This window comes from Streptosporangium sp. NPDC003464 (assembly GCF_053588315.1).
In genome coordinates, this window is the sequence record NZ_JBSFPS010000184.1 from 1 (window position 1) to 20,287 (window position 20,287).

Below are 20,287 nucleotides of genomic sequence, written 5' to 3' on the forward strand. Positions count from 1 at the left end.
GCTGTCGGCGCTGCTGGCCCCCGGCGACGTGGTGCTGGTCAAGGGGCCGCGCGCGGCCGCCCTGGAGCGCGTGGCCCAGGCGCTGCTGGGGGGTGAGCGCCGATGATGGAGATCCTCATCGCGGCGGCGGTCGGCCTGCTGCTGTCGACGTTCGGCACGCCCCTGGCGATCCGCCTGTTCTCCCAGCGCGGCTACGGCCAGAGCATCCGGGAGGAGGGGCCCTCCGGCCACCACGACAAGCGCGGCACCCCCACCATGGGCGGCACCGTGATCGTGATCGCGGCGCTGCTCGGCTTCGCCTGCGCCCACCTCTACAGCCAGACCCTGCCCACCGTCTCGGCGATCCTGGTGCTGTTCCTGATGACGGGCCTGGGCGCGGTCGGCTTCCTCGACGACTTCATCAAGATCTACAAGCAGCGCAGCCTCGGCCTGCGCAGCGGCGCCAAGGCCCTGGGCCAGCTCATCGTCGGCGCGGTCTTCGCGGTCCTGGTGACCCGCTTCCCCAACTCCTACCTGATCACCCCGGCCGAGACCCGGCTGTCGTTCCTGCGGGACTTCGGGCCGTCCATCGGCATCGTCGGGTTCACGATCTGGGTGCTCATCATGATCGTGGGCTTCTCCAACGCGGTGAACCTCACCGACGGCCTCGACGGCCTGGCCAGCGGCGCCACCGGCGTGGTGCTGGCCTCCTACGTCCTGATCGGCAACTGGCAGCTCCGCAACAACTGCACCACCCAGCTCGGCCCCAACTGCTACTGGGTCCGCGACCCGCTGGACCTGGCCGTGGTCGCCGCCGCCGTGCTCGGCGCGCTGGTCGGCTTCCTGTGGTGGAACGCCCCGCCCGCCAAGATCTTCATGGGCGACACCGGATCGCTGGCCCTGGGCGGCGTGCTCGCCGGACTGGCCATCACCACCCGCACCCAGCTCCTGCTGATCATCCTGGCCGGGATGTGCGTGGTCATCACGGTGTCGGTGATCATCCAGGTCGGCTTCTTCAAGATGACCGGCAAACGGGTCTTCCGAATGGCCCCGCTCCAGCACCACTTCGAGCTGTCGGGCTGGGCGGAGACGACGATCGTGGTCCGCTTCTGGCTCATCGCCGGGCTCTGCGCCGCCGCCGGTCTCGGCCTGTTCTACGTCGAATGGATGCCCAAGTCATGAGTGAGGCGCCCACGCCCGCGCGGCCGGCGGAGGTGGCGGGATGAGCCAGCTGATCTGCGTCGCCGGCCTCGGGGTCTCCGGCACGGCCGTGGCCCGCGCCATGGCCGCCCGGGGCCAGAGGGTGGTCGTCCTGGAGGGCCGGGACGGGGAGGGAGCCAGGGCGACGGCCGCCGAGCTGGCCGGGCTCGGCGTCGAGGTCCGCTTCGGCGAGCCCGCCGAGCTGCCCGCCGGCACCGCCCTCGTCGTCGCCACCGGCTGGCCGCCGCACCACCCGCTGCTCGTCGCGGCGGCCGCGGCCGGGGTGGAGGTGATCGGCGAGGTCGAGCTGGCCTGGCGGCTCCGCCCGGCGGGCGCGGCCCCGTGGCTGGCGCTGACCGGCACCAACGGAAAGACCACCGTGGTCCGGATGCTCACCTCGATGCTCACCGCGGCCGGCCACAAGGCGCTCGCGGTCGGCAACGTCGGCACCCCCGTCGTGGAGGCCGTCACCGGCCCCGCCGACGTGCTGGCGGTGGAGCTGTCGAGCTTCCAGCTCCACCGCTCGCCCAGCCTCGTCCCGCACACCGCCGCAGTGCTGAACGTCGCCCCCGACCATCTCGACTGGCACGGCTCCATGGAGGAGTACGCCCGGGTCAAGGGCGAGATCTTCGTCCGGGCCGGGACGGTCGTCCACAACGCCGACGACGAGTGGTCGGCCCGCCTGGCCGCGCCGTACGAGGCGGGGGCGGGCGGGCGCAGCGTGGGCTTCACCCTCGACGTGCCGAGGCCGGGACAGGTCGGCGTGGTCGAGGACCTGCTGGTGGACCGGGCGTTCGTGGCCGATCCGGCGCGCAACGCCGAGGAGCTCGCCTCCTTCGGCGACATCCGGCCGTTCGCGCCGCACAACGTCGCCAACGCGCTCGCCGCCGCCGCCATGGCCCGCTCCTACGGGGTGCCCGCCGCGGCCGTACGGCAGGGCCTGCTGGACTTCGTCCCCGACCCGCACCGGATGGCGCGGGTCGCGCGGGTCGGCGAGGTCGACTACGTCGACGACTCCAAGGCCACCAACCCGCACGCCGCCGCCGCCTCGCTCGCCGCCTACCCCTCGATCGTCTGGATCGCCGGAGGACAGCTCAAGGGCGCCGACGTGGAGGAGCTGGTACGGCGGGCCGCGCCCCGGCTGCGCGCCGCGGTGCTGCTGGGCGTCGACCGTGGGCGGATCCGGGAGGCTCTGGCGCGACACGCCGCGAATGTCCCGGTGGTGGAGGTCGCCGGGCAAGACACTGGGGTCATGGACCGCGTCGTCGCCGAAGCCGCGGGGCTCGCCGCCCCCGGAGACACCGTGCTGCTGGCCCCGGCCGGGGCCTCCCTGGACATCTTCCCCAACTACGGGGCCCGCGGGAGAGCCTTCGCCCAGGCCGTCCTGGAGCGCCTGGGCGGGGCGCGGGGCGGTGCCGGGGAGGGATGAGAGCACGCCTGCGAGATCCGGGGACGCCCGTCCGGCCGGCGGGGCGGGGTGACGGATGACCGCCGTGAACGATCGGCCGCCGGGCACGGCCCCCTTCAGGGGCCGGCTGGCCCGGGCGCGCGAGCTGCTGGCCCGCCCGCTGTTCTCCTACCACCTGCTGGTGGGCGTCAGCGCGCTGCTGATGGCCCTGGGGCTGATGATGGTCCTGGCCGCGTCGAGCATCCAGGCGCTCGAGACCAGAGGGTCGGCCTTCGCGCTCTTCGGGCGGCAGCTCATCTCGATGGCGGTGGGGCTGCTGCTGATGTGGATCTGCTCCCGGCTGCCGATCAGGTTCTTCCGGCTGGCGGGCTACCCGCTGATGGTCCTGGCCGCGCTGGGCCTGGTCCTGGTGCTGTTCATCGGCCAGGCGGAGCTGGGCGCGCAGCGCTGGATCTACATCGGCGAGCTCACCATCCAGCCGTCGGAGCCGGCCAAGCTCGCGCTGGTGCTGTGGGGGGCCGACCTGCTCGCCAAGGGAGCGCGCGCCGGGCGGATCGAGTGGCGCAAGCTGCTGATCCCCCTCATGCCGGGCCTGGCGATCATGGCCGTCCTGGTGATGCTGGGGCGTGACCTCGGCACCACGCTGGTCCTGATGATGATCTTCCTGGCCCTGCTGTGGGTCGTGGGCGCGCCGCTGAAGCTGTTCGGCGGCATCCTGTCGATCATGGTACTGGCCACCATCACGATGATCACCATCGAGGGCTACCGCTCGGAGCGGATCAAGGGGTGGCTCAACCCGTGGGGCAACGCGCAGGACGCGGGCTACCAGCTGGTGCAGGGCCAGATCGGGATGGGCAGCGGCGGCTGGTTCGGGCTCGGGCTGGGCTCCAGCCGGCAGAAATACTGGACCCCGCACGCCGAGAGCGACTTCATCTTCTCCATCGTCGGCGAGGAGCTCGGCCTGATGGGCACGCTGGTCGTGGTGGCCCTGTTCGGCCTGCTGGGCTATGCCGGCCTGCGGGTGGCCACCCGGGTGCGGGACCCGTTCGTCCGGCTCGCCTCGGCCGCCGCGATAGCCTGGATCGTCGGCCAGGCGATCGTCAACATCGGCGCCGTCATCGGCGCGCTGCCCATCACCGGCATCCCGCTGCCCCTGATCTCCTACGGCGGATCGGCGCTGCTGCCGACCCTGGCCGCGCTGGGGATGCTGCTGGCCTTCGCCAAACACGAGCCCGGAGCGCGCGAAGCTCTGGCGGCGCGTGGCCCCGGACCGGTGGCGCGGGGCCTAAGCTGGCTTGGCCTGGGTGGTCCGGCCGGGAAACGACGGCCGGACCGCGAGGACGATGAGCGACGGGGCGGTCCGGCACGGAAACGACGGCCGGTCCGCACAAGACGATGAGCGACGGGACGGTCCGGCGCGCAGGCGACGGCCGGTCCGCGGGAGACGATGAGTGAAAGGACCGACATGAGGGTGGTCCTCGCAGGCGGCGGGACGGCTGGTCATATCGAACCGGCGCTGGCTCTGGCCGATGCGCTCCGCCGGCTGGACCCGAACATCGGGATCACGTGCCTGGGCACCGAGCGCGGCCTGGAGACGCGACTGGTGCCGGCCCGGGGCTACGAGCTGCAGCTCGTGCCCGCGGTGCCGCTGCCCCGGGCGATCACACCCCAGCTCCTGACGGTGCCCGGCCGGCTGGCGGGCGCCATCAACGCCGCCGCGGGCATCATGGACCGCGTCCAGGCCGACGTGCTGGTCGGCTTCGGCGGCTACGTGGCGACCCCCGCCTACCTGGCGGCGCGCCGGCGCGGCGTGCCGATCGTGGTGCACGAGGCCAACCCGCGGCCGGGACTGGCCAACCGGCTGGGCGCGCGGCTCACCGAGCACGTGTTCACCGGCCACCAGAACACGCCGCTGAACCGCGCCGAATACATGGGGATCCCGCTCCGCCGCGAGATCGTCGCGCTCGACCGGCTGTCCATGGGCGACAAGGCGCGCTCCTGGTTCGGCCTGGAGGCCGACCTGCCCACGCTGCTGGTGACCGGCGGCTCCCAGGGCGCGCGCTCGCTCAACCGGGCGGCCCTGGCCGCCGCCCCGGCGCTGCGCCGGGCCGGGGTGCAGGTGCTGCACGTCATCGGCCCGAAGAACACGCTGGAGGAGGAGCCGCCGCCCGGCGACCCGCAGTACGTCGTGCTGCAGTACGTCGACCGGATGGACCTGGCCTACGCCGCGGCCGACTTCGCCCTGTGCCGCAGCGGCGCCATGACCTGCGCCGAGCTGACCGCGGTGGGCCTGCCCGCCGCCTACATCCCGCTCCCGCACGGCAACGGCGAGCAGCGGCTCAACGCCGAGCCGATCGTGCAGGCGGGCGGCGGCCTCATGATCGACGACGCCGACCTGACGCCGGAGTGGATCGTCCAGAACGTGCTGCCCATCCTGTCCGACCCCGAGCGCGTGGTCACCATGTCGGAGGCCGCCTCCAGGATGGGCCGCAAGGACGCCGACGTGGCGCTCGCCCGCAAGGTGTTGCAGATCGCGGCCGAGGGGAAGGGCAGATGAGCCGGGCGTACGGTGCCCGGCGGGGGACGGGCCGGCCCGCGCGGCGGGCGGCGAACGGTGGGCAGCCGGCGGGCACGGAGCGGATCCGGCGCGGCGAGCGCTGCCACCGGTGGGGGAACGAGACCGTCCGCGTGGCGGATGAGGAGTGGTGAACGGCCGATGAGCCTGGTCAAGTTGGTGGATCCGGTCGCGGCCGAGGAGCTCGGGCGCGTCCACTTCATCGGGATCGGCGGGGCCGGGATGTCCGGCATCGCCCGCATCCTGCTCAAGCGCGGCGTGCCGGTCTCCGGCAGCGACTCGCGCGGCTCGGACATGGTGACCGAGCTGCGGGAGCTGGGCGGCCGGGTGCACATCGGCCACGCCGCCTCGCACATCAAGAACGTCGACACCGTGGTGGTCTCCACCGCGATCCGCGACTCCAACCCCGAGCTGGGCGAGGCGCTCCGCCAGGGCCTGCGGGTGATCCCCAGGGCCGCCGCGCTGGCCTCGGTCATGGCGGGCCGGACCGGGGTCGCCCTGGCCGGGACCCACGGCAAGACCACCACGACCTCGATGCTCACGGTGGCGCTGCAGAAGTGCGGCGCCGACCCGTCCTACTGCGTCGGCGGCCAGCTCGTGACCACCGGCCTGGGCGCCGACGAGGGCGCGGGCGAGGTGTTCGTCGCCGAGGCGGACGAGAGCGACGGCTCCTTCCTCATGCTGGCCCCCGACATCGCCGTGGTGACCAACGTGGAGCCGGACCACCTCGACAACTACGGTGACCCGCGCGCGGTCTACGACAGCTTCGCCCGGTTCGTCGAGCGGGTCGGGACGGCCATGGTGATCTGCGCCGACGACCAGGGGTCGGCGGCCCTGGCCCCGATCGCCCGCGCGCGCGGCCTGAAGGTGATCACCTACGGCGAGGCCGAGGACGCCGACCTGCGGGTGAGCGGGATCGTCCCCGACGGCCTGGGCATCTCCTTCACGGTCGCGGGCCACGGGGAGGTCAGACTGGCCGTCCCCGGCCGCCACAACGCGCTCAACGCCACCGCGGTCATCGCCGTGGCGGCGGAGCTGGGGGTCTCCTTCGACGAGATACGCGACGGTCTGGCCGCCTTCACCGGCGCCAAGCGCCGTTTCGAGGCCAAGGGCGAGGCCGGAGGAGTGGCGGTCTTCGACAGCTACGCCCACCACCCGACCGAGCTCGCCGCCGACCTGCGCGCGGCGCGGGACGTGGTGGCCTCCTTCTCCGGCTCCGGCAGGGTCGTCGCGGTCTTCCAGCCCCACCTCTACTCGCGCACCAGGTTCTTCGCCGACGAGTTCGGCGTCGCCCTGGGCCTGGCCGACGAGGCCATCGTGCTGGACGTCTACGGCGCCCGTGAAGACCCCGAGCCGGGCGTCTCCGGGGCCCTGGTGGCGGGCAAGGTGCCGCTGCCGCCGGGTCAGGTGACCTACGCGCCGCAGCGGGAGGCGGTCCCCGCCCTGGTGGCCGACCGGGCCCGGCCCGGGGACATCGTGCTCACCATGGGGGCGGGGGACGTGACCGAGCTGGGCCCCCGCATCGTGGCGGAGCTGGCCGCCCGGTGACCCGTGGCAGGGGTCGCGGGGCGCCGGAGCCCGGGCCGCCCGACGGGGTGAGACGGTGAACGCGGTGTGGAGGTCGGCCTTCCTGGCCCTGCTCACGGTGGGGGTGGTGGGCACCGCCGCCTGGCTGGTGTTCTTCTCGTCGGTGCTCGGGGTCCGCGACATCCGGGTCGCGGGCAACCTCGGCATCCCCGCCCAGCAGATCCAGTTGGCGACGGGGGTGCCCGAGGGCAGGCCCCTGGCCATCGTGGACGTGGACGAGGTCGAGGCGCGGATCAAGGGGATCCGGCAGGTCGAGTCGGTGAGCGTCAGCCGCAACTGGCCGGGCACGCTGGTGGTCGAGATCGTGGAGCGCGAGCCGGTGGCGGTGGTGCCGGTCGGCCCCAAGTTCGCGCTCATGGACCGGCACGGTGTGATGACGGAGGTCAGGGATGTCGCGCCGCCGTCGCTCCCGCTGCTGCGCGTGGACCGCCCGCAGCCCGGCGATCCGGCGACCGGCGCCGCGCTGACCGTCATCCAGGCGCTGTCGGCGGATCTGACCCGGCGGATCGAGGAAGTGCTCGCTCCCTCGCCCGAGACCGTCTCGCTGCGCCTGAAGGACGGCCGGACGGTCGTGTGGGGCGGCCCGGACCGTCCGGCGGACAAGGCGAACATCCTTCTCACGCTGCTGAAACGCCCGGCGGACACCTATGACGTGAGCTCGCCCGACGTCGTGACGGTGAAGTGATCTCATCCACCGTCGCGCGTTCCCCGAAAAGGACGGCCCGCGACACGCCGGGCGCGCTTGCGGCGCGGTTAGTTGACCCGCCTGGAGCGCAACTCCTACTGTCCGTATCACTCCTCAGGTTGACATAAATCTAAATCTCAACTTGAGGGTGAGGGTTTTGGAAACGACGGCACGGGCCCCCGTGCCGCATGAAATTGCAAGTCAACGAGCGGAAAGGCCCCTCGTCGTGGCAGCACCGCAGAACTACCTCGCGGTCATCAAGGTTGTAGGAATCGGCGGAGGCGGAGTCAACGCCGTCAACCGGATGATCGAGGAGGGACTCAAGGGCGTCGAGTTCATCGCCATCAATACCGACGCTCAGGCGCTGCTGATGAGTGACGCCGACGTCAAACTCGATGTCGGACGCGAACTCACCCGCGGCCTCGGCGCGGGGGCCAACCCCGAAGTCGGGCGTAAGGCGGCCGAGGACCACCGCGAGGAGATCGAAGAGGTCATCAAGGGCGCCGACATGGTGTTCGTCACCGCCGGAGAGGGCGGCGGCACGGGCACCGGAGGCGCCCCGGTGGTGGCCAACATCGCGCGCTCGCTGGGCGCGCTGACCATCGGCGTGGTCACCCGGCCCTTCAGCTTCGAGGGCCGGCGCAGGGCGATGCAGGCCGAGGCGGGCATCGAGACCCTCCGCGAGGAGGTCGACACCCTCATCGTGATCCCGAACGACCGGCTGCTGTCGATCTCCGACCGGCAGGTGAGCGTGCTGGACGCCTTCAAGGCGGCCGACCAGGTGCTGCTCTCCGGTGTCCAGGGCATCACCGACCTCATCACCACGCCGGGTCTGATCAACCTCGACTTCGCCGACGTGAAGTCGGTCATGTCCGGCGCCGGCTCGGCGCTCATGGGCATCGGCCACGCGCGCGGCGACGACCGGTCGGTCGCCGCCGCCGAGATGGCCGTCTCCAGCCCGCTGCTGGAGGCCAGCATCGACGGCGCGCACGGCGTGCTGCTGTCGATCGCCGGCGGGTCCGACCTCGGCCTGTTCGAGATCAACGAAGCGGCCCAGCTCGTCTCCAACGCCGCGGCGCCCGACGCCAACATCATCTTCGGTACGGTCATCGACGACGCCCTCGGCGACGAGGTGCGCGTCACCGTGATCGCGGCCGGGTTCGACGAGCCCGCCGCGGAGGCCAAGGCCGCGCCGCCGCAGCCGGCCGTCCGGCAGCAGCCGGCCTCGCGCCCGGCCCCCGCCCCCGCGGCGACCGCGCCGGTCCGTCCGGCGCCGCCCACGGTTAAGGCCGAGCCCCGGCCCGAGCCGAGAGCCGAGCAGCCGCCGCCACCGCCGGTCCGGCCGGTCGTCAGCCCGCCGCCCCCGCCGCCCCCCGTGGTGGAGACGCCGCTCCCGCCGGCGCCGCAGCCGCAGCCGCTCCAGCAGGTCCCCCAGGCCCAGCCCACCGCGCCGGTGCACCTCCCGGCCGAGCCGGTCGAGCCGCCCCGGGTGGAGGAGCCGCCGGCCCCGCCGGTGTCGATCCCGCGCCCGACGCCCGAGCCGTCGCAGCCCACCCCGATCTCCGCGCGGGTCTCCGACCCCGCCCGGAGACGGCCGGTGATCTTCGAGGAGCAGGAAGAGGAGCTCGACGTCCCCGACTTCCTGAAGTGACATTGCTCACGGCCGGGGGGCCGACAGGTCACCCGGCCGTGACCGGGAGAATGGATTCCGCCGGTTTTTCGGTATTCGGACGGCGGAGACGTGACAGAGACAACACGACATGATGAGATCGCGGCCGGTCTGGCCCAGGTCGAGGCGGAGATCGCCGCGGCCTGCCGGGCCGCCGGCCGTGCCCGCGAGGAGCTGACGCTCATCGCGGTGAGCAAGACCTACCCCGCCTCCGACGTGCGGCTGCTGGCCGCGCTGGGGGTGACGGACGTGGGGGAGAACCGCGACCAGGAGGCTTCGGCCAAGGCGCGCGAATGCGCCGAGCTGGGGCTCACCTGGCACTTCGTCGGTCAGTTGCAGACCAACAAGGCCCGTTCCGTGGTCGGCTACGCCGACGTCGTCCACTCGGTGGACCGTCCACGCCTGGTGAGCGCGCTCAGCCAGGAGGCGGTCAGGGTGGACAGGGAGATCACCTGCCTGGTGCAGGTCGCCCTGGACGGTGATCCCGGACGGGGTGGGGCGCGGCCGGCGGACGTGCCGGAGCTGGCGGACGCCCTCGCCGCCGCGCCGGGGGTACGGCTGGGCGGGGTGATGGCGGTGGCGCCGCTGGGGGAGGAGCCGGCCAGGGCCTTCGCGAGGTTGTGGGAGATCGCGCAGGCCGTACGGGGGGCCCACCCCGGGGCCGACGTCATCTCGGCGGGGATGAGCGGTGATATGTCCGACGCCATTGCGAATGGCGCGACACACCTGCGCGTCGGTACGGCGTTGCTCGGTCGCAGGAAGCCCTTAGTCAGGTAATGTCCCTTCAAGTGGACCTTGGCGTCCGCGTATCCAGATAGAGGTCGATCGGTGGTGAGCTCCAAGGGGGTGCGGCTACCGCCCCAGGGAAATCGAAGTAAGGCGGAGGAAGAAGTAGCGATGGCCGGCGCGATGCGCAAGATGGCGGTCTACCTCGGTCTTGTGGAGGACGACCGCTACGAGAGATACGACAGCTATTCCGACGACGAGTACGACGACTTCGACGACTCGCGGAAGGTCGGCGACGAGCGGCCTGGCACGGTCCACGACCGCGAGGACGACACTGAGGCGGGCGTGCCCGCCCCGAGGCCCGCGACGGCTGTCATAGAGCGCCGCACGACCGATCTGGCCCGCATCACGACGCTTCATCCCCGCACCTACAACGAGGCGCGGACAATTGGCGAGCACTTCCGTGACGGCACCCCGGTCATCATGAATCTGACCGAGATGGTTGACAGTGACGCCAAGCGCCTTGTCGATTTCGCGGCAGGTCTTGTCTTTGGCCTACATGGCAGCATTGAACGTGTTACCAACAAGGTGTTCCTGTTGTCCCCTGCCAATGTCGAGGTGACCGCCGAGGACAAGGCCCGAATCGCGGAACGCGGGTTCTTCAACCAGAGCTAGAGTTCCACCATGAACAGTGACCGGCCGGACAGGTCCTCGCGGGACCGGGGTGCGGCGGAACAGAGTGGGGGCGGGGACAGGCCGTGAGGGTCGTTAGCGAGATCTTGGTCGTCGTCCTGGCCCTCTACCTGGTTCTGCTGATCGGTAGAATGATCTTTGAGACGGTGCAGGCGTTCGCACGTCAGTGGCGCCCCACGGGGGTCGTCCTGGTTCTGGCGGAGGCCGTATACACGGTGACCGACCCACCTCTCAAGTTCCTCCGCCGTTTCATTCCACCACTCCGGTTGGGTACGGTGGCCTTTGACCTAAGCTTCACAGTGCTGTTCATTGTGGTCTTGGTCTTGATCCAACTCGTGTCCGCGCTTAGTTGATCGGGTACCGTCCCTCCGGACAGACTCCAAGCGCGCCAAGGAGACCGAAATGCCGCTGACGCCCGCTGATGTGCGGAACAAGCAATTCAGTACGACCCGGCTCAGGCCGGGCTATGACGAGGAAGAGGTGGACGCCTTCCTTGATGAGGTGGAGTCCGAGCTGGACCGCCTCATTCAGGAGAACGAGGAGCTCCGCGCCAAGCTGGCGGAGTGCCTGCGGGGCAAGGTGCCCGGCGGAATGGGAATGGCCATGGCGCCCGCCCCCGTCGCCGAGCCCAAACCCGAGATGATGATGCCGCAGCCGGAGCCGATGCGTGCCCCCGAGCCGGTGCAGCACCAGCAGCCTGTCCCCGTCGGCATGGGGATGCCCCCGGCCGAGGACAACATGGACACCGCGGCCCGCGTGCTCGCGCTGGCCCAGCAGACGGCCGACCAGGCGATCGCCGACGCCCGCCGGGAGGCGGACGAGACGGTGACCCGGGCCCGCCGCGAGGCCGACGACATCCTCGGCAAGGCGCGCCGCCAGGCCGAGCAGGTCATCGGCGACGCCCGTGCCCGCGCCGAGACGCTGGAGCGCGACGCCCAGGAGCGGCACCGCCAGGCCATGGGATCGCTGGTGCAGACCCGCGACGAGCTTGAGCGCAAGGTCGAGGAGCTGCGCAGCTTCGAGCGGGAATACCGCAGCCGTCTGAAGCTGTACCTGGAGAACCAGCTCGCCGAGCTGAACGTGGCTGCCGAGGGCAGCGGCGGATTCCCGATCGTGGGCAGCCCCCCGGCGATGTCCCACACCGTGGCTCCGGGCGGCCAGCCGACCATCCAGGGCGCCGCCAACCCGTTCGGTGGTGAGCCGCCGCAGCATTCAGGCGCCTTCCAGGGCGTTGACGGTCCGCACAACGACCGCCGGTAAGGTGACGGGTCAATTCCCCCCTGACCCGTACCCGGGAGTTCCTCTGTGATCCTTATCAGCGCTGGTTTGGTGGTCACGGCCATCGTCCTGCTCATCGCGGGGTTCGTGCTGGCCAAGCCATTTCTGGTCATGTGGTCGATCGCGGTCAGTGTGCTGTCCGCGGTCTTCCTGGTGATCGGGGCGTTGTTGCGCCGCCACGAGCTGTTCCCCGGCGGCGGGCGCGCCGGGTCGGCTCCGCTCCCGCCCAAGGGACCGGTCCCGGCCGGGCCGATGCCCGCACCGCACCTGGCGCCGGACCCGCATGCCCCCTCGGCCCCCCGGCCGATGGCTCCGCACGGCATGCGGCAGACGGCGGCCGCGCCCCAGCCCCGGCCGAACCCGGTGACCGGGCCGGCCCCCGCCACCAGGCGGGGCCTCCTGGACGCCGAGGCGATCGTCCTGGTGATCCCGGGGCGTAAGCGGTATCACCTCGCCGGCTGCCGGCAGCTCGTCGGCAGGGATCATGAGGAGCTGACGCACGAGGAGGCGCGGGAGGAGGGCTTCACGCCCTGCACCACGTGCCTGCCCGAGTTCACCGGCGGGCCCCAGCCGCAGGACGCCCCCACCGGATCCCAGGAGCCGGCCGCGTCCCGGGCCTCCCAGGAGTCCAGCTCCTCCGGCGGCACCGATGTCCACGAGCCCACCGCCCGTTTCAGCCCGCCGTACCGGCCCGTTCCTCCGGCCGGCCCGCAGGAGGGCGCGACCGCGGTGACCCGGCCCCACCTCCAGGACGCCCCCGCCCCCCAGGAACAGACGCGGCCTCAGGAGCCGGCGGACCCGCCGCTCCGCGCCGCGGCGGCCGCGGCCCGGCCCTCCCCGGCCGCCGAGCCGGAGACCCCCGACGACGACTCCAACGCCACCAGCTGGTTCAGCCGCGACCTGGCCAGGTCCGCCGCCGAGCAGGCGCCCCAGGCCGGCCCCTCGGATTCCGGTGACACACCCGAGCCCGAGCCGGCCTCCGCCGCGGACGAGGCTCCGGTGGCGTCGTCCGCTTCCGCCAAGCCCGTCTCCGCTGAGCCCGCTTCCGCCGCCTCTGAGGGCTCCACCGGAGCCGTCAGGGCCGGGTCCGGCGTCCCCGCCGGGCGTGGGCCCGCCGGGGCCGAGGAGGACGTCGAGCGGCCGGAGACCGGGTCCCCCGAGCCCGCCGAGGACGAGGGTCCGGCCACGGCCGACGGCCCCGCCGAGCGCGGATCCGCCGCGGGCGGGGCTCCGGCGGCGTCGTCCGCTTCCGCCAAGCCTGTCTCCGCCAAGGCTGTCTCCACTGAGCCCGCTTCCGCCGCCTCTGAGGGCTCCGCCGAGGCCGAGGAGGACGTCGAGCGGCCGGAGACCGGGTCCCCCGAGTCTGAGGGCCCCGAGGGCTCCGGCAGCCCCGCCGAGCCCGTCTCCGCCGGACCGGAGGCTCCCCAGGAGCCCTCGCCCGCGGAGCGTACGGCCTCCGATGAGCCGGACGGCACCCCCGAGCCGGTGGAGCCGGCCGACACCGCACCCGGGCGCGCCGGGCGCGCGGTGTCGGCCGACTCCACCTCGGCGGGGCCACGGGCCGCGGAGGAGCCCTCCGGCGAGGACGACGGAGACACCGACACCGCCCCTCACGGGATCCCGGCCGTCAAGGACGGCCCGGTGCCCGGTGCCCCCGGGACCGTCAAGGTCATCGTCGGCACCCGCCGCTTCCACAGCTCCGCCTGCCCCCTCATCAAGGGCACCGACGACAGCGGCATCGAGATCATGTCCCGGGCCGAGGCCGAGGAGGCGGGCCTGACCAGCTGCTCGGTCTGCCGGGACGAGGAGTCCTAGACCGCCGGCCGGTCCGTCGGGACCGGCCATGGGGGCGGTCAGCCGTACGTGCCGCCGGCCACACTGGCGGCGGCACGCACGCACTCCCGGCCGCCCGGCGGAAGGGGCTCGGGAAACCGTCCGCCGGGGCCGGCCATTGGGGTGGTCAGCCGTACGGGCGGCGGCACGCACGTACTCCCGGCCGCCTGGCGGAAGGGCTCCGGGAAACGGTGGATTCAGGGAGGCGGACGCGACCCGGTCCGCCGGCCGGGAGCGCGGGGCCCGGGTGGTGTGAAGGCCGCGGAACCCAGGAGATCCCGGTCCGCTCGCCCGCTGTCCCGGAGGCGGCCGGCGGGCCGCCTCCGGGACAGATCGGTCAGACGGTCCGGCGGAGCTGGAAGGTCAGGCCGAGGTCGGCGTCGTGGTGGGTGGGCAGGTCGCTGTCGGCGCCCTCGGTGAAGGTGACGGCGAGGACCTCGCCGGCCACGGCGCCGCCCTGGTGGCGCAGGGCCTCGGCCAGGTCGGCGTCGGCGGTGGACCACCACACGTCGATCCGGTCGGAGATGGACAGGCCGGTCGACTTGCGGGCCTCCTGGAGCAGGCGGACGACGTCACGGACCAGGCCGGAGCGGCGCAGCTCGTCGGTGATGGTCAGGTCGAGGGCGACCGTCTCGCCGGTGCCGGTGTCGACGGCCCCGGTCTCCACCGCCCAGCCGGTCTTCGGCTGCTCGGTGACGATCACCTCCTCGCCGCTCAGCTCCACCGTGCCCAGCTCGCCGGCCTCCACCGAGACCGCCGAGCCCGAGCGGAGGGCCCGTGCGAGCTCGCCGGGGTCGGCGGCCGCGACGGCGGCGGCGACCAGCTTGGTCTGCGAGCCGAACCGCTTGCCCAGCGCCCTGAAGTTGGGTTTGACGGTGAAGGAGACCAGGTCGGCCTCGATGCCCGACAGGTCCTCCAGCCCCTGCACGTTGAGCTCGTCGGCGATCAGCTCGCGCAGCTCGGGGGAGAGCGCGCCCCAGCCGCGGGCGCCGACCAGGGCGCGGCCGAGCGGCTGGCGGGTCTTGACCCCGCTGGAGGCGCGGGCCGAGCGGCCCAGCTCCACCAGGCGGCGGACCAGCGCCATCTGCTCCGACAGCGCGGGGTCCAGCAGCTCCTCGGTCACCGTGGGCCAGGTGGCCAGGTGGACCGAGGCGGGGCCGCCGGCCTCGCGCAGCACGTCCCAGACGTAGTCGGTGATGAAGGGCACCACCGGCGACATCAGCCGGGTGACGGTCTCCAGGCACTCGTACAGCGTGGCGAACGCCGAGGCCTCGCCGGACCAGAACCGGCGGCGGGAGCGCCGCACGTACCAGTTGGACAGGTCGTCGAGGAACTCCGCCAGCCGCCGCCCGACCCGGGCGGTGTCGAAGTCGTCCAGCGACGAGGTGACCTCGGCCACCGTCCGGTGCAGCTCGGCCAGCGCCCAGCGGTCGATCAGCGGGCGCTCGGCGTACGGGGGGGCCTCGGAGAGCTTGGCGGGCGACCACGACTCGGCGTTGGCGTAGAGCGTGAAGAACGACGCGGTGTTCCAGTAGGTCAGCAGGACCTTCCGGACGATCTCCTCCAGGGCGCCGTGCCCGACCCGGCGGGCCGCCCACGGCGAACCGGAGCAGGCCATGTACCAGCGCAGTGCGTCGGCGCCGTGCTGGTCCATCAGCGGGATGGGCTGCAGCACGTTGCCCAGGTGCTTGCTCATCTTGCGGCCGTCCTCGGCGAGGATCAGGCCGAGGCAGAGCACGTTCTCGTAGGAGGTTCTGCCGAAGACCAGCGTGCCGACCGCCATCAGCGAGTAGAACCAGCCGCGCGTCTGGTCGGTGGCCTCGCAGATGAACTGCGCCGGGTAGGCCTTCTCCAGCATGTCCGCGTTCTGGTACGGCGCGCCCCACTGGGCGAACGGCATCGACCCCGAGTCGTACCAGGCGTCGATCACGTCCGGCACCCGGCGCGCCTCGGCCCCGCAGGTCGGACAGGGCAGCGTGACGTCGTCGACGTAGGGACGGTGCGGGTCGAGCGCGGAGACGTCCTGGCCCGACAGCCGGCTCAGCTCCTCCATCGAGCCGACGCAGGTGATGTGCGACTCGTCGGCGGTGCAGACCCACAGCGGCAGGGGCGTGCCCCAGTAACGCGAGCGGGACAGCGACCAGTCGACGTTGTTGCGCAGCCACTCGCCGAAGCGGCCCCACTTGATCGTCTCGGGGTACCAGTTGGTCTTCTCGTTCTCGGCGAGGAGCTGTTCCTTGACGGCCGTGGTCCGGATGTACCAGGCGGGGAGCGCGTAGTAGAGCAGCGCGGTGTGGCAGCGCCAGCAGTGCGGGTAGCTGTGCTCGAAGTGGCCGCCGCGGTAGAGCAGGCCGCGTGCCCTGAGGTCCTCGGTCAGGCCCTCGTCGGCCTCCTTGAAGAACTGCCCGCCGACCTGGGGGACGCTGTCGAGGAAGCGCCCGTCGGGGCCGACCGGGTTGACGATCGGCAGGCCGTACCGCTTGCAGGTCGTCATGTCGTCGGCGCCGAAGGCCGGGGCCTGGTGGACCAGGCCGGTGCCGTCCTCGGTGGTGACGTAGTAGCCGAGCACCACGTAGTGGGCGCCGGGGATGTCGACCAGCTCGAAGGGGCGGGAGTAGGTGGTGTGCTCCAGCTCCGCGCCCTGGAAGGTGGCCAGCACCTGCGCGCCCTCGCCCAGCGCGGAGGTCAGCAGCTGCTCGGCCACCACCAGCACCTCGTCGGACCCGGCGGGGCGCGCCGCGACGTAGGTCACGTCGGGGTGCACGGCCACCGCGGTGTTGGAGACCAGCGTCCACGGCGTGGTGGTCCAGATCAGCAGCGAGGCGCCGAGCTCGGCCAGCGGGCCCGAGGTGACGGGCATGCGGACGTAGACGGACGGGCTGGAGACGGTCTCGTAGCCGCCCGGCTGGCCCAGCTCGTGGTCGGACAGGCCGGTGCCGCAGCGGGGACAGTAGGGGGTGATCCGGAAGTCGCGGAACAGCAGGTCCTTGTCGAAGATGACCTTGAGCGACCACCAGACGGACTCCACGTAGGCCGGGTCCATCGTGCGGTAGGCCTGGGACAGGTCGATCCAGTAGCCCATCCGCTCGGTCATCTCTTCGAAGGCGTCCACGTGCCGCAGCACCGACTCGCGGCAGCGGGCGTTGAACTCGGCGACGCCGTACGCCTCGATGTCCTTCTTGCCGCTGAGGCCGAGCTCCTTCTCGACGGCGACCTCGACGGGCAGGCCGTGGCAGTCCCAGCCCGCCTTGCGGGGCACGCTGTAGCCCTGCATCGACTTGTAGCGGGGGAAGACGTCCTTGAACACCCGGGCCTCGACGTGGTGCACGCCGGGCATGCCGTTGGCGGTGGGCGGGCCCTCGTAGAAGACCCAGCTGGGGCCGTCGGCGTTCTGCTCGACCGAACGCTCGAAGACCTTTCCGTCCCGCCAGCGGTCGAGCACCTCATGTTCGAGCGCGGGCAGGTCGACCTGCGCGGGAAGAGAGCGGAAATAGGCGGACATGACGGGCGGGACCTCCACGCTGGTGCTGGCAGTGGCGTGGAGGGACGAGACCTCTCGGGCCCCGCGGTACCACCCTCCTTGACCTTCACAGGGGAAGGCCCTCTTCCTTTGGTCCGCTGCCGGGTCTACTGGGCCGTGAAGGCCGTTCTTCCGGCGGCTCCGGGGTGATTTTCCCTCCGGGTCTCGCCCCGGGCTCACACCGTCCCCGGGTCGCTCGTGCGAGGGGCACGGAGGTAGTTGTCCCCATCAACGCCTTGCGAACTCAAACGATAACGCACGGGCCTGCTCGAAGCTTCCCGATATCGGCACTACCGGCGATCGGCGGAGCGCGGGAATCGCGAGGAGGGAGCCGGATGTTACGGGAGTGGTAAACATCACGGCGGGTCGTTTGCCGTTCTGTTATGGGAGACCTAAGCTGCCCGCACCGTTTACCACATTGGATACGGTCCGATCGAGCAAGGAGGCCGACATGGCCGCGACCGTACGCGCAGACGAGAGCGCGGTAGCGCCGTCAGAGGACAGTACCGTCGTCACCTGGTCGGCCAAGGAGCTCGCGGAGGTCCGCGAGCGGCTGGCCACGGAGATCGAGGAGCTGAACCAGGAGATCGCCAAGGCCGAGACCGAGATCGCGTCGAGCGATGTGACGGACGGTGCCGGAGACGACCAGGCGGACGCCGGGGCCCGCACGTATGAACGGGAACGCGAGATCGCCCTTACCCTGAATTCGCGCGACCTGGTCGCGCAGAACGAGCGAGCGATCGCCCGGATCGACGCGGGAACCTACGGAGTGTGCGAATCGTGCCACAAGCCGATCGGCAAGGAGCGCCTTCAGGCGTTCCCGAGGGCGACGCTGTGCGTGGCCTGCAAGCAGCGGGAGGAGCGCCGCTGACGGACGGCAGCGTCGCCGGGGCGGTCGCGGCCGCCCCGGCCGGAGCGCGGCGGATCGCCGTCCTGGCGACGATCGTACCGATCGTCTACCTCCTCGACCTGATCACCAAGACGGTCGTGCTGAGGACCCTTGAGGGCAAGGAGCCGTTCGTCGTCGTCCCCGGGCTGCTCCAGTTCCGGGTGATCTTCAACTCCGGGGCCGCGTTCAGCATCGGCACGGGCATGACGATCGTCTTCACGTTCGTCGCGGCCGGTGTGGTGATCGCCATCCTGCGCACCGCCCGCAACCTGCGCAGCCTGCCGTGGGCCGTCACGCTGGGGCTGATGCTCGGCGGGGCGCTCGGCAACCTGACCGACCGGCTCCTGCGCTGGCCCTCGGGCTTCGGGCGGCCCTCGCCGTTCCAGGGGCACGTCGTCGACTTCATCGAGACCTTCCCCGGCCACTTCCCGGTCTGGAACGTGGCGGATTCGGCGATCGTCTGCGGCGGCATCCTGGCCGTCTTCCTCGCCTGGCGGGGTTACCAGATCGACGGCACACGCGACACGGGGGAGCAGAAGAACGATGGCTGAGCAGCGGAGTCTCCCCGTCCCCGACGGGCTGGAGGGCGAGCGCCTCGACGCCGCCCTGTCCCGGCTGTTCGGGTTCTCCCGAACCCGCGCGGCCGAGCTGATCGTCTCCGGCGACGTGCTGGTGGACGGCTCGCCGGCGGCCAAGTCCGACCGGGTCCACGGGGGCGCGTGGCTGGAGGTCACCCTGCCGCCGCCGCCCACCACGCCGATGCCGGTCGCGGAGCCGGTCCCCGGCATGAAGATCATTTATGAGGACGACGACATCGTGGTCGTCAACAAGCCCATCGGCGTGGCCGCCCACCCGACCACCGGCTGGACCGGGCCGACCGTGATCGGCGGCCTGCTCGGCACCGGGCACCGGGTGGCGACCAGCGGCGCCGCCGAGCGGCAGGGGATCGTGCACCGCCTGGACGCCAACACCACCGGCGCCATGGTCGTGGCCAAGAGCGAGCACGCCTACTCGAACCTGAAGCGGGCCTTCAAGGAGCGCACGGTCGACAAGCGCTACCACGCGCTGGTCCAGGGGCACCCCGACCCGCTGCGCGGCACCGTCGACGCGCCGATCGACCGCCATCCCTCCGGGGACGGCCGCTTCGCGGTCGTGGCCGGGGGCAAGGAGTCGGTCACCCACTACGACACGATCGAGGCGTTCCGGGCGGCGTCACTGCTGGACATCAAGCTGGAGACCGGCCGGACCCACCAGATCCGGGTCCACATGTCGGCGCTGCGTCACCCGTGCGTCGGTGACATGATGTACGGCGCGGACCCCACGCTGGCCGCGCGCCTGGGCGTGACCCGGCAGTGGCTGCACGCGGTCTCGCTGGCCTTCGAGCATCCCGCGACGGGTGAGTGGGTCTCCTTCACCACCGACTACCCGGACGACCTGGCCCACGCGCTGAAGGTCGTCGGCAGCGAGTCGTAACGCCGCCCGCCCTGGTGCTGTCCGCTGTGGTGGTGCCTGCTGTGGTGCTGTCCGCTGTGGTGGTGCCTGCTGTGGTGCTGTCCGCCGTGGTGGCGGCTACTTGTCCTTGCCGTTCTTCTCGGCGGCCTTGCCGCTGACCTTGCCGGGGGCGTCCGTCCCGCCCCCGAAGGCGACCTGCTCGGTCCCCTCCTGGCTCTGGTCCTGGGTGGCGTCGTCTCCGGAGGTGCCGCCGGAGCTCTCGCCCGCGCCGTCGCCGGGCCCCTGCCCCTGCTCCTGGCCGGAGCCGTCGTCGGGGGCGTCCTGGGAGTCCTTGCCGGGCTTCTTGCCGGAGTCCTGCTCGGAGTCCTTGCCCGAGTCGTCCTTGGAGCCCTTGCCGGAGCCCTTGCCGGAGTCCTTGCCGGAGTCGTCCTTGGAGTCCTTCCCGGAGCCGTCCTCGGGCCTGTCCCCCGTCGGCCCGTCCGACGGGGAGGGGCTGCTGTGCCGGGGCTGCTCCGGAGTCGTGGGACGGGCGGAGGGCTGGTGGCGGTCGCCGCCCGTCCTGGCCGGTGAGGGCTTCCTCTCCGTGGGCAGCCTCGCCTGCTCGGTGTTCTTGTCCGGGGTGTCCTTCTCGGCGGGGACGCTCGCGGTGGTGGGCCCCTTCACCGGCTGCGTGGGAGCGGAGTTCAGGGCCACCCAGGCGGCCCCGCCCGAGGTCAGGACGGCCGCGACCGCCGTCGCCGCCAGGGCCGCGACGGCCGGCCGCCGCCGTCGCCTCCCGGCGGCCGCCAGGGGT

Annotated in this window: 17 protein-coding genes; 15 read left to right on the top strand and 2 right to left on the bottom strand. The window is 72.1% G+C overall.

Features of this window, described 5'->3' with window-relative positions:
• The first annotated feature begins 102 nt into the window (after positions 1-102).
• The 12 genes from mraY to ACWDS7_RS32395 all read left to right on the top strand — a co-directional run bounded on the left by mraY (position 103) and on the right by ACWDS7_RS32395 (position 13,615).
• Positions 103-1,161, top strand: coding sequence for a phospho-N-acetylmuramoyl-pentapeptide-transferase (mraY, locus tag ACWDS7_RS32340; RefSeq protein WP_451932340.1), 1,059 nt, complete (start codon positions 103-105; stop codon positions 1,159-1,161).
• 40 nt (positions 1,162-1,201) lie between these two features.
• Entirely contained in the window at positions 1,202-2,608 is a 1,407-nt protein-coding gene (gene murD / locus ACWDS7_RS32345) for a UDP-N-acetylmuramoyl-L-alanine--D-glutamate ligase (RefSeq protein WP_451932341.1), read from the top strand.
• A gap of 55 nt (positions 2,609-2,663) precedes the next feature.
• Positions 2,664-3,986, top strand: coding sequence for a putative lipid II flippase FtsW (gene ftsW / locus ACWDS7_RS32350; RefSeq protein ID WP_306857763.1), 1,323 nt, complete (start codon positions 2,664-2,666; stop codon positions 3,984-3,986).
• 66 nt (positions 3,987-4,052) lie between these two features.
• The gene (gene murG, locus ACWDS7_RS32355) at positions 4,053-5,144 is read left to right on the top strand and encodes an undecaprenyldiphospho-muramoylpentapeptide beta-N-acetylglucosaminyltransferase (protein ID WP_306857765.1); all 1,092 of its coding nucleotides are present in this window, start codon (positions 4,053-4,055) and stop codon (positions 5,142-5,144) included.
• 159 nt (positions 5,145-5,303) lie between these two features.
• Positions 5,304-6,710 (top strand): UDP-N-acetylmuramate--L-alanine ligase, encoded by a 1,407-nt coding sequence (gene murC / locus ACWDS7_RS32360; protein ID WP_306857767.1) that lies wholly within the window; start codon positions 5,304-5,306, stop codon positions 6,708-6,710.
• 55 nt (positions 6,711-6,765) lie between these two features.
• Positions 6,766-7,434 carry a cell division protein FtsQ/DivIB gene (locus ACWDS7_RS32365; RefSeq protein WP_306857768.1) on the top strand — a complete coding sequence of 223 codons (669 nt, stop codon included), beginning with the start codon at positions 6,766-6,768 and terminating at the stop codon, positions 7,432-7,434.
• A 226-nt stretch (positions 7,435-7,660) separates the two neighbouring features.
• Entirely contained in the window at positions 7,661-9,085 is a 1,425-nt protein-coding gene (gene ftsZ / locus ACWDS7_RS32370) for a cell division protein FtsZ (protein WP_451932342.1), read from the top strand.
• Between the two features lie 90 nt (positions 9,086-9,175).
• On the top strand, positions 9,176-9,880 hold the full coding sequence (locus ACWDS7_RS32375; RefSeq protein ID WP_451932343.1) for a YggS family pyridoxal phosphate-dependent enzyme: 705 nt from the start codon (positions 9,176-9,178) through the stop codon (positions 9,878-9,880).
• Positions 9,881-10,000: 120 nt separating this feature from the next.
• Positions 10,001-10,504 (top strand): cell division protein SepF, encoded by a 504-nt coding sequence (locus ACWDS7_RS32380; protein WP_306857771.1) that lies wholly within the window; start codon positions 10,001-10,003, stop codon positions 10,502-10,504.
• An 83-nt stretch (positions 10,505-10,587) separates the two neighbouring features.
• Positions 10,588-10,875, top strand: a complete 288-nt coding sequence (locus ACWDS7_RS32385) for a YggT family protein (RefSeq protein WP_451932344.1) — start codon at positions 10,588-10,590, stop codon at positions 10,873-10,875.
• A 49-nt stretch (positions 10,876-10,924) separates the two neighbouring features.
• Positions 10,925-11,782 (top strand): DivIVA domain-containing protein, encoded by an 858-nt coding sequence (locus ACWDS7_RS32390; RefSeq protein ID WP_306857773.1) that lies wholly within the window; start codon positions 10,925-10,927, stop codon positions 11,780-11,782.
• A gap of 66 nt (positions 11,783-11,848) precedes the next feature.
• Complete coding sequence (locus ACWDS7_RS32395; RefSeq protein WP_451932345.1) at positions 11,849-13,615, top strand: hypothetical protein; 1,767 nt, start codon at positions 11,849-11,851, stop codon at positions 13,613-13,615.
• A 355-nt stretch (positions 13,616-13,970) separates the two neighbouring features.
• Here the strand turns inward: ACWDS7_RS32395 and ileS are convergent, their stop codons facing one another.
• On the bottom strand, positions 13,971-17,135 hold the full coding sequence (gene ileS, locus ACWDS7_RS32400) for an isoleucine--tRNA ligase (RefSeq protein WP_451932346.1): 3,165 nt from the start codon (positions 17,133-17,135) through the stop codon (positions 13,971-13,973).
• A gap of 469 nt (positions 17,136-17,604) precedes the next feature.
• On the opposite strand from ileS, the gene ACWDS7_RS32405 reads away from it, so the two are divergent.
• Genes ACWDS7_RS32405 through ACWDS7_RS32415 form a run of 3 tightly spaced genes read left to right on the top strand, consistent with a single transcriptional unit; the run spans position 17,605 to position 19,515 of the window.
• Positions 17,605-18,024: a TraR/DksA family transcriptional regulator gene (locus ACWDS7_RS32405; RefSeq protein ID WP_306857779.1), complete on the top strand. Its 420-nt coding sequence runs from the start codon at positions 17,605-17,607 to the stop codon at positions 18,022-18,024.
• Positions 17,988-18,593 carry a signal peptidase II gene (locus ACWDS7_RS32410; protein WP_306857780.1) on the top strand — a complete coding sequence of 202 codons (606 nt, stop codon included), beginning with the start codon at positions 17,988-17,990 and terminating at the stop codon, positions 18,591-18,593. The genes ACWDS7_RS32405 and ACWDS7_RS32410 overlap by 37 nt, the downstream gene beginning before the upstream one ends.
• Positions 18,586-19,515, top strand: coding sequence for an RluA family pseudouridine synthase (locus tag ACWDS7_RS32415; protein WP_451932347.1), 930 nt, complete (start codon positions 18,586-18,588; stop codon positions 19,513-19,515). Before ACWDS7_RS32410 ends, ACWDS7_RS32415 begins: the two co-directional genes overlap by 8 nt.
• 96 nt (positions 19,516-19,611) lie before the next feature.
• Here the strand turns inward: ACWDS7_RS32415 and ACWDS7_RS32420 are convergent.
• A partial coding sequence (locus ACWDS7_RS32420; RefSeq protein ID WP_451932348.1) for a hypothetical protein occupies positions 19,612-20,287 on the bottom strand: 676 nt, incomplete at its 5' end.

Excerpts from the sequence above, each read along its gene's own strand:
- ftsW (WP_306857763.1), top strand. The coding sequence starts at position 2,664 with ATGACCGCCGTGAACGATCGGCCGCCGGGCACGGCCCCCTTCAGGGGC.
- ACWDS7_RS32415 (WP_451932347.1), top strand. The coding sequence starts at position 18,586 with ATGGCTGAGCAGCGGAGTCTCCCCGTCCCCGACGGGCTGGAGGGCGAG.
- murC (WP_306857767.1), top strand. The coding sequence starts at position 5,304 with ATGAGCCTGGTCAAGTTGGTGGATCCGGTCGCGGCCGAGGAGCTCGGG.
- mraY (WP_451932340.1), top strand. The coding sequence starts at position 103 with ATGATGGAGATCCTCATCGCGGCGGCGGTCGGCCTGCTGCTGTCGACG.
- ACWDS7_RS32390 (WP_306857773.1), top strand. The coding sequence starts at position 10,925 with ATGCCGCTGACGCCCGCTGATGTGCGGAACAAGCAATTCAGTACGACC.
- murD (WP_451932341.1), top strand. The coding sequence starts at position 1,202 with ATGAGCCAGCTGATCTGCGTCGCCGGCCTCGGGGTCTCCGGCACGGCC.
- ACWDS7_RS32405 (WP_306857779.1), top strand. The coding sequence starts at position 17,605 with ATGGCCGCGACCGTACGCGCAGACGAGAGCGCGGTAGCGCCGTCAGAG.
- ileS (WP_451932346.1), bottom strand. The coding sequence starts at position 17,135 with ATGTCCGCCTATTTCCGCTCTCTTCCCGCGCAGGTCGACCTGCCCGCG.
- murG (WP_306857765.1), top strand. The coding sequence starts at position 4,053 with ATGAGGGTGGTCCTCGCAGGCGGCGGGACGGCTGGTCATATCGAACCG.
- ACWDS7_RS32380 (WP_306857771.1), top strand. The coding sequence starts at position 10,001 with ATGGCCGGCGCGATGCGCAAGATGGCGGTCTACCTCGGTCTTGTGGAG.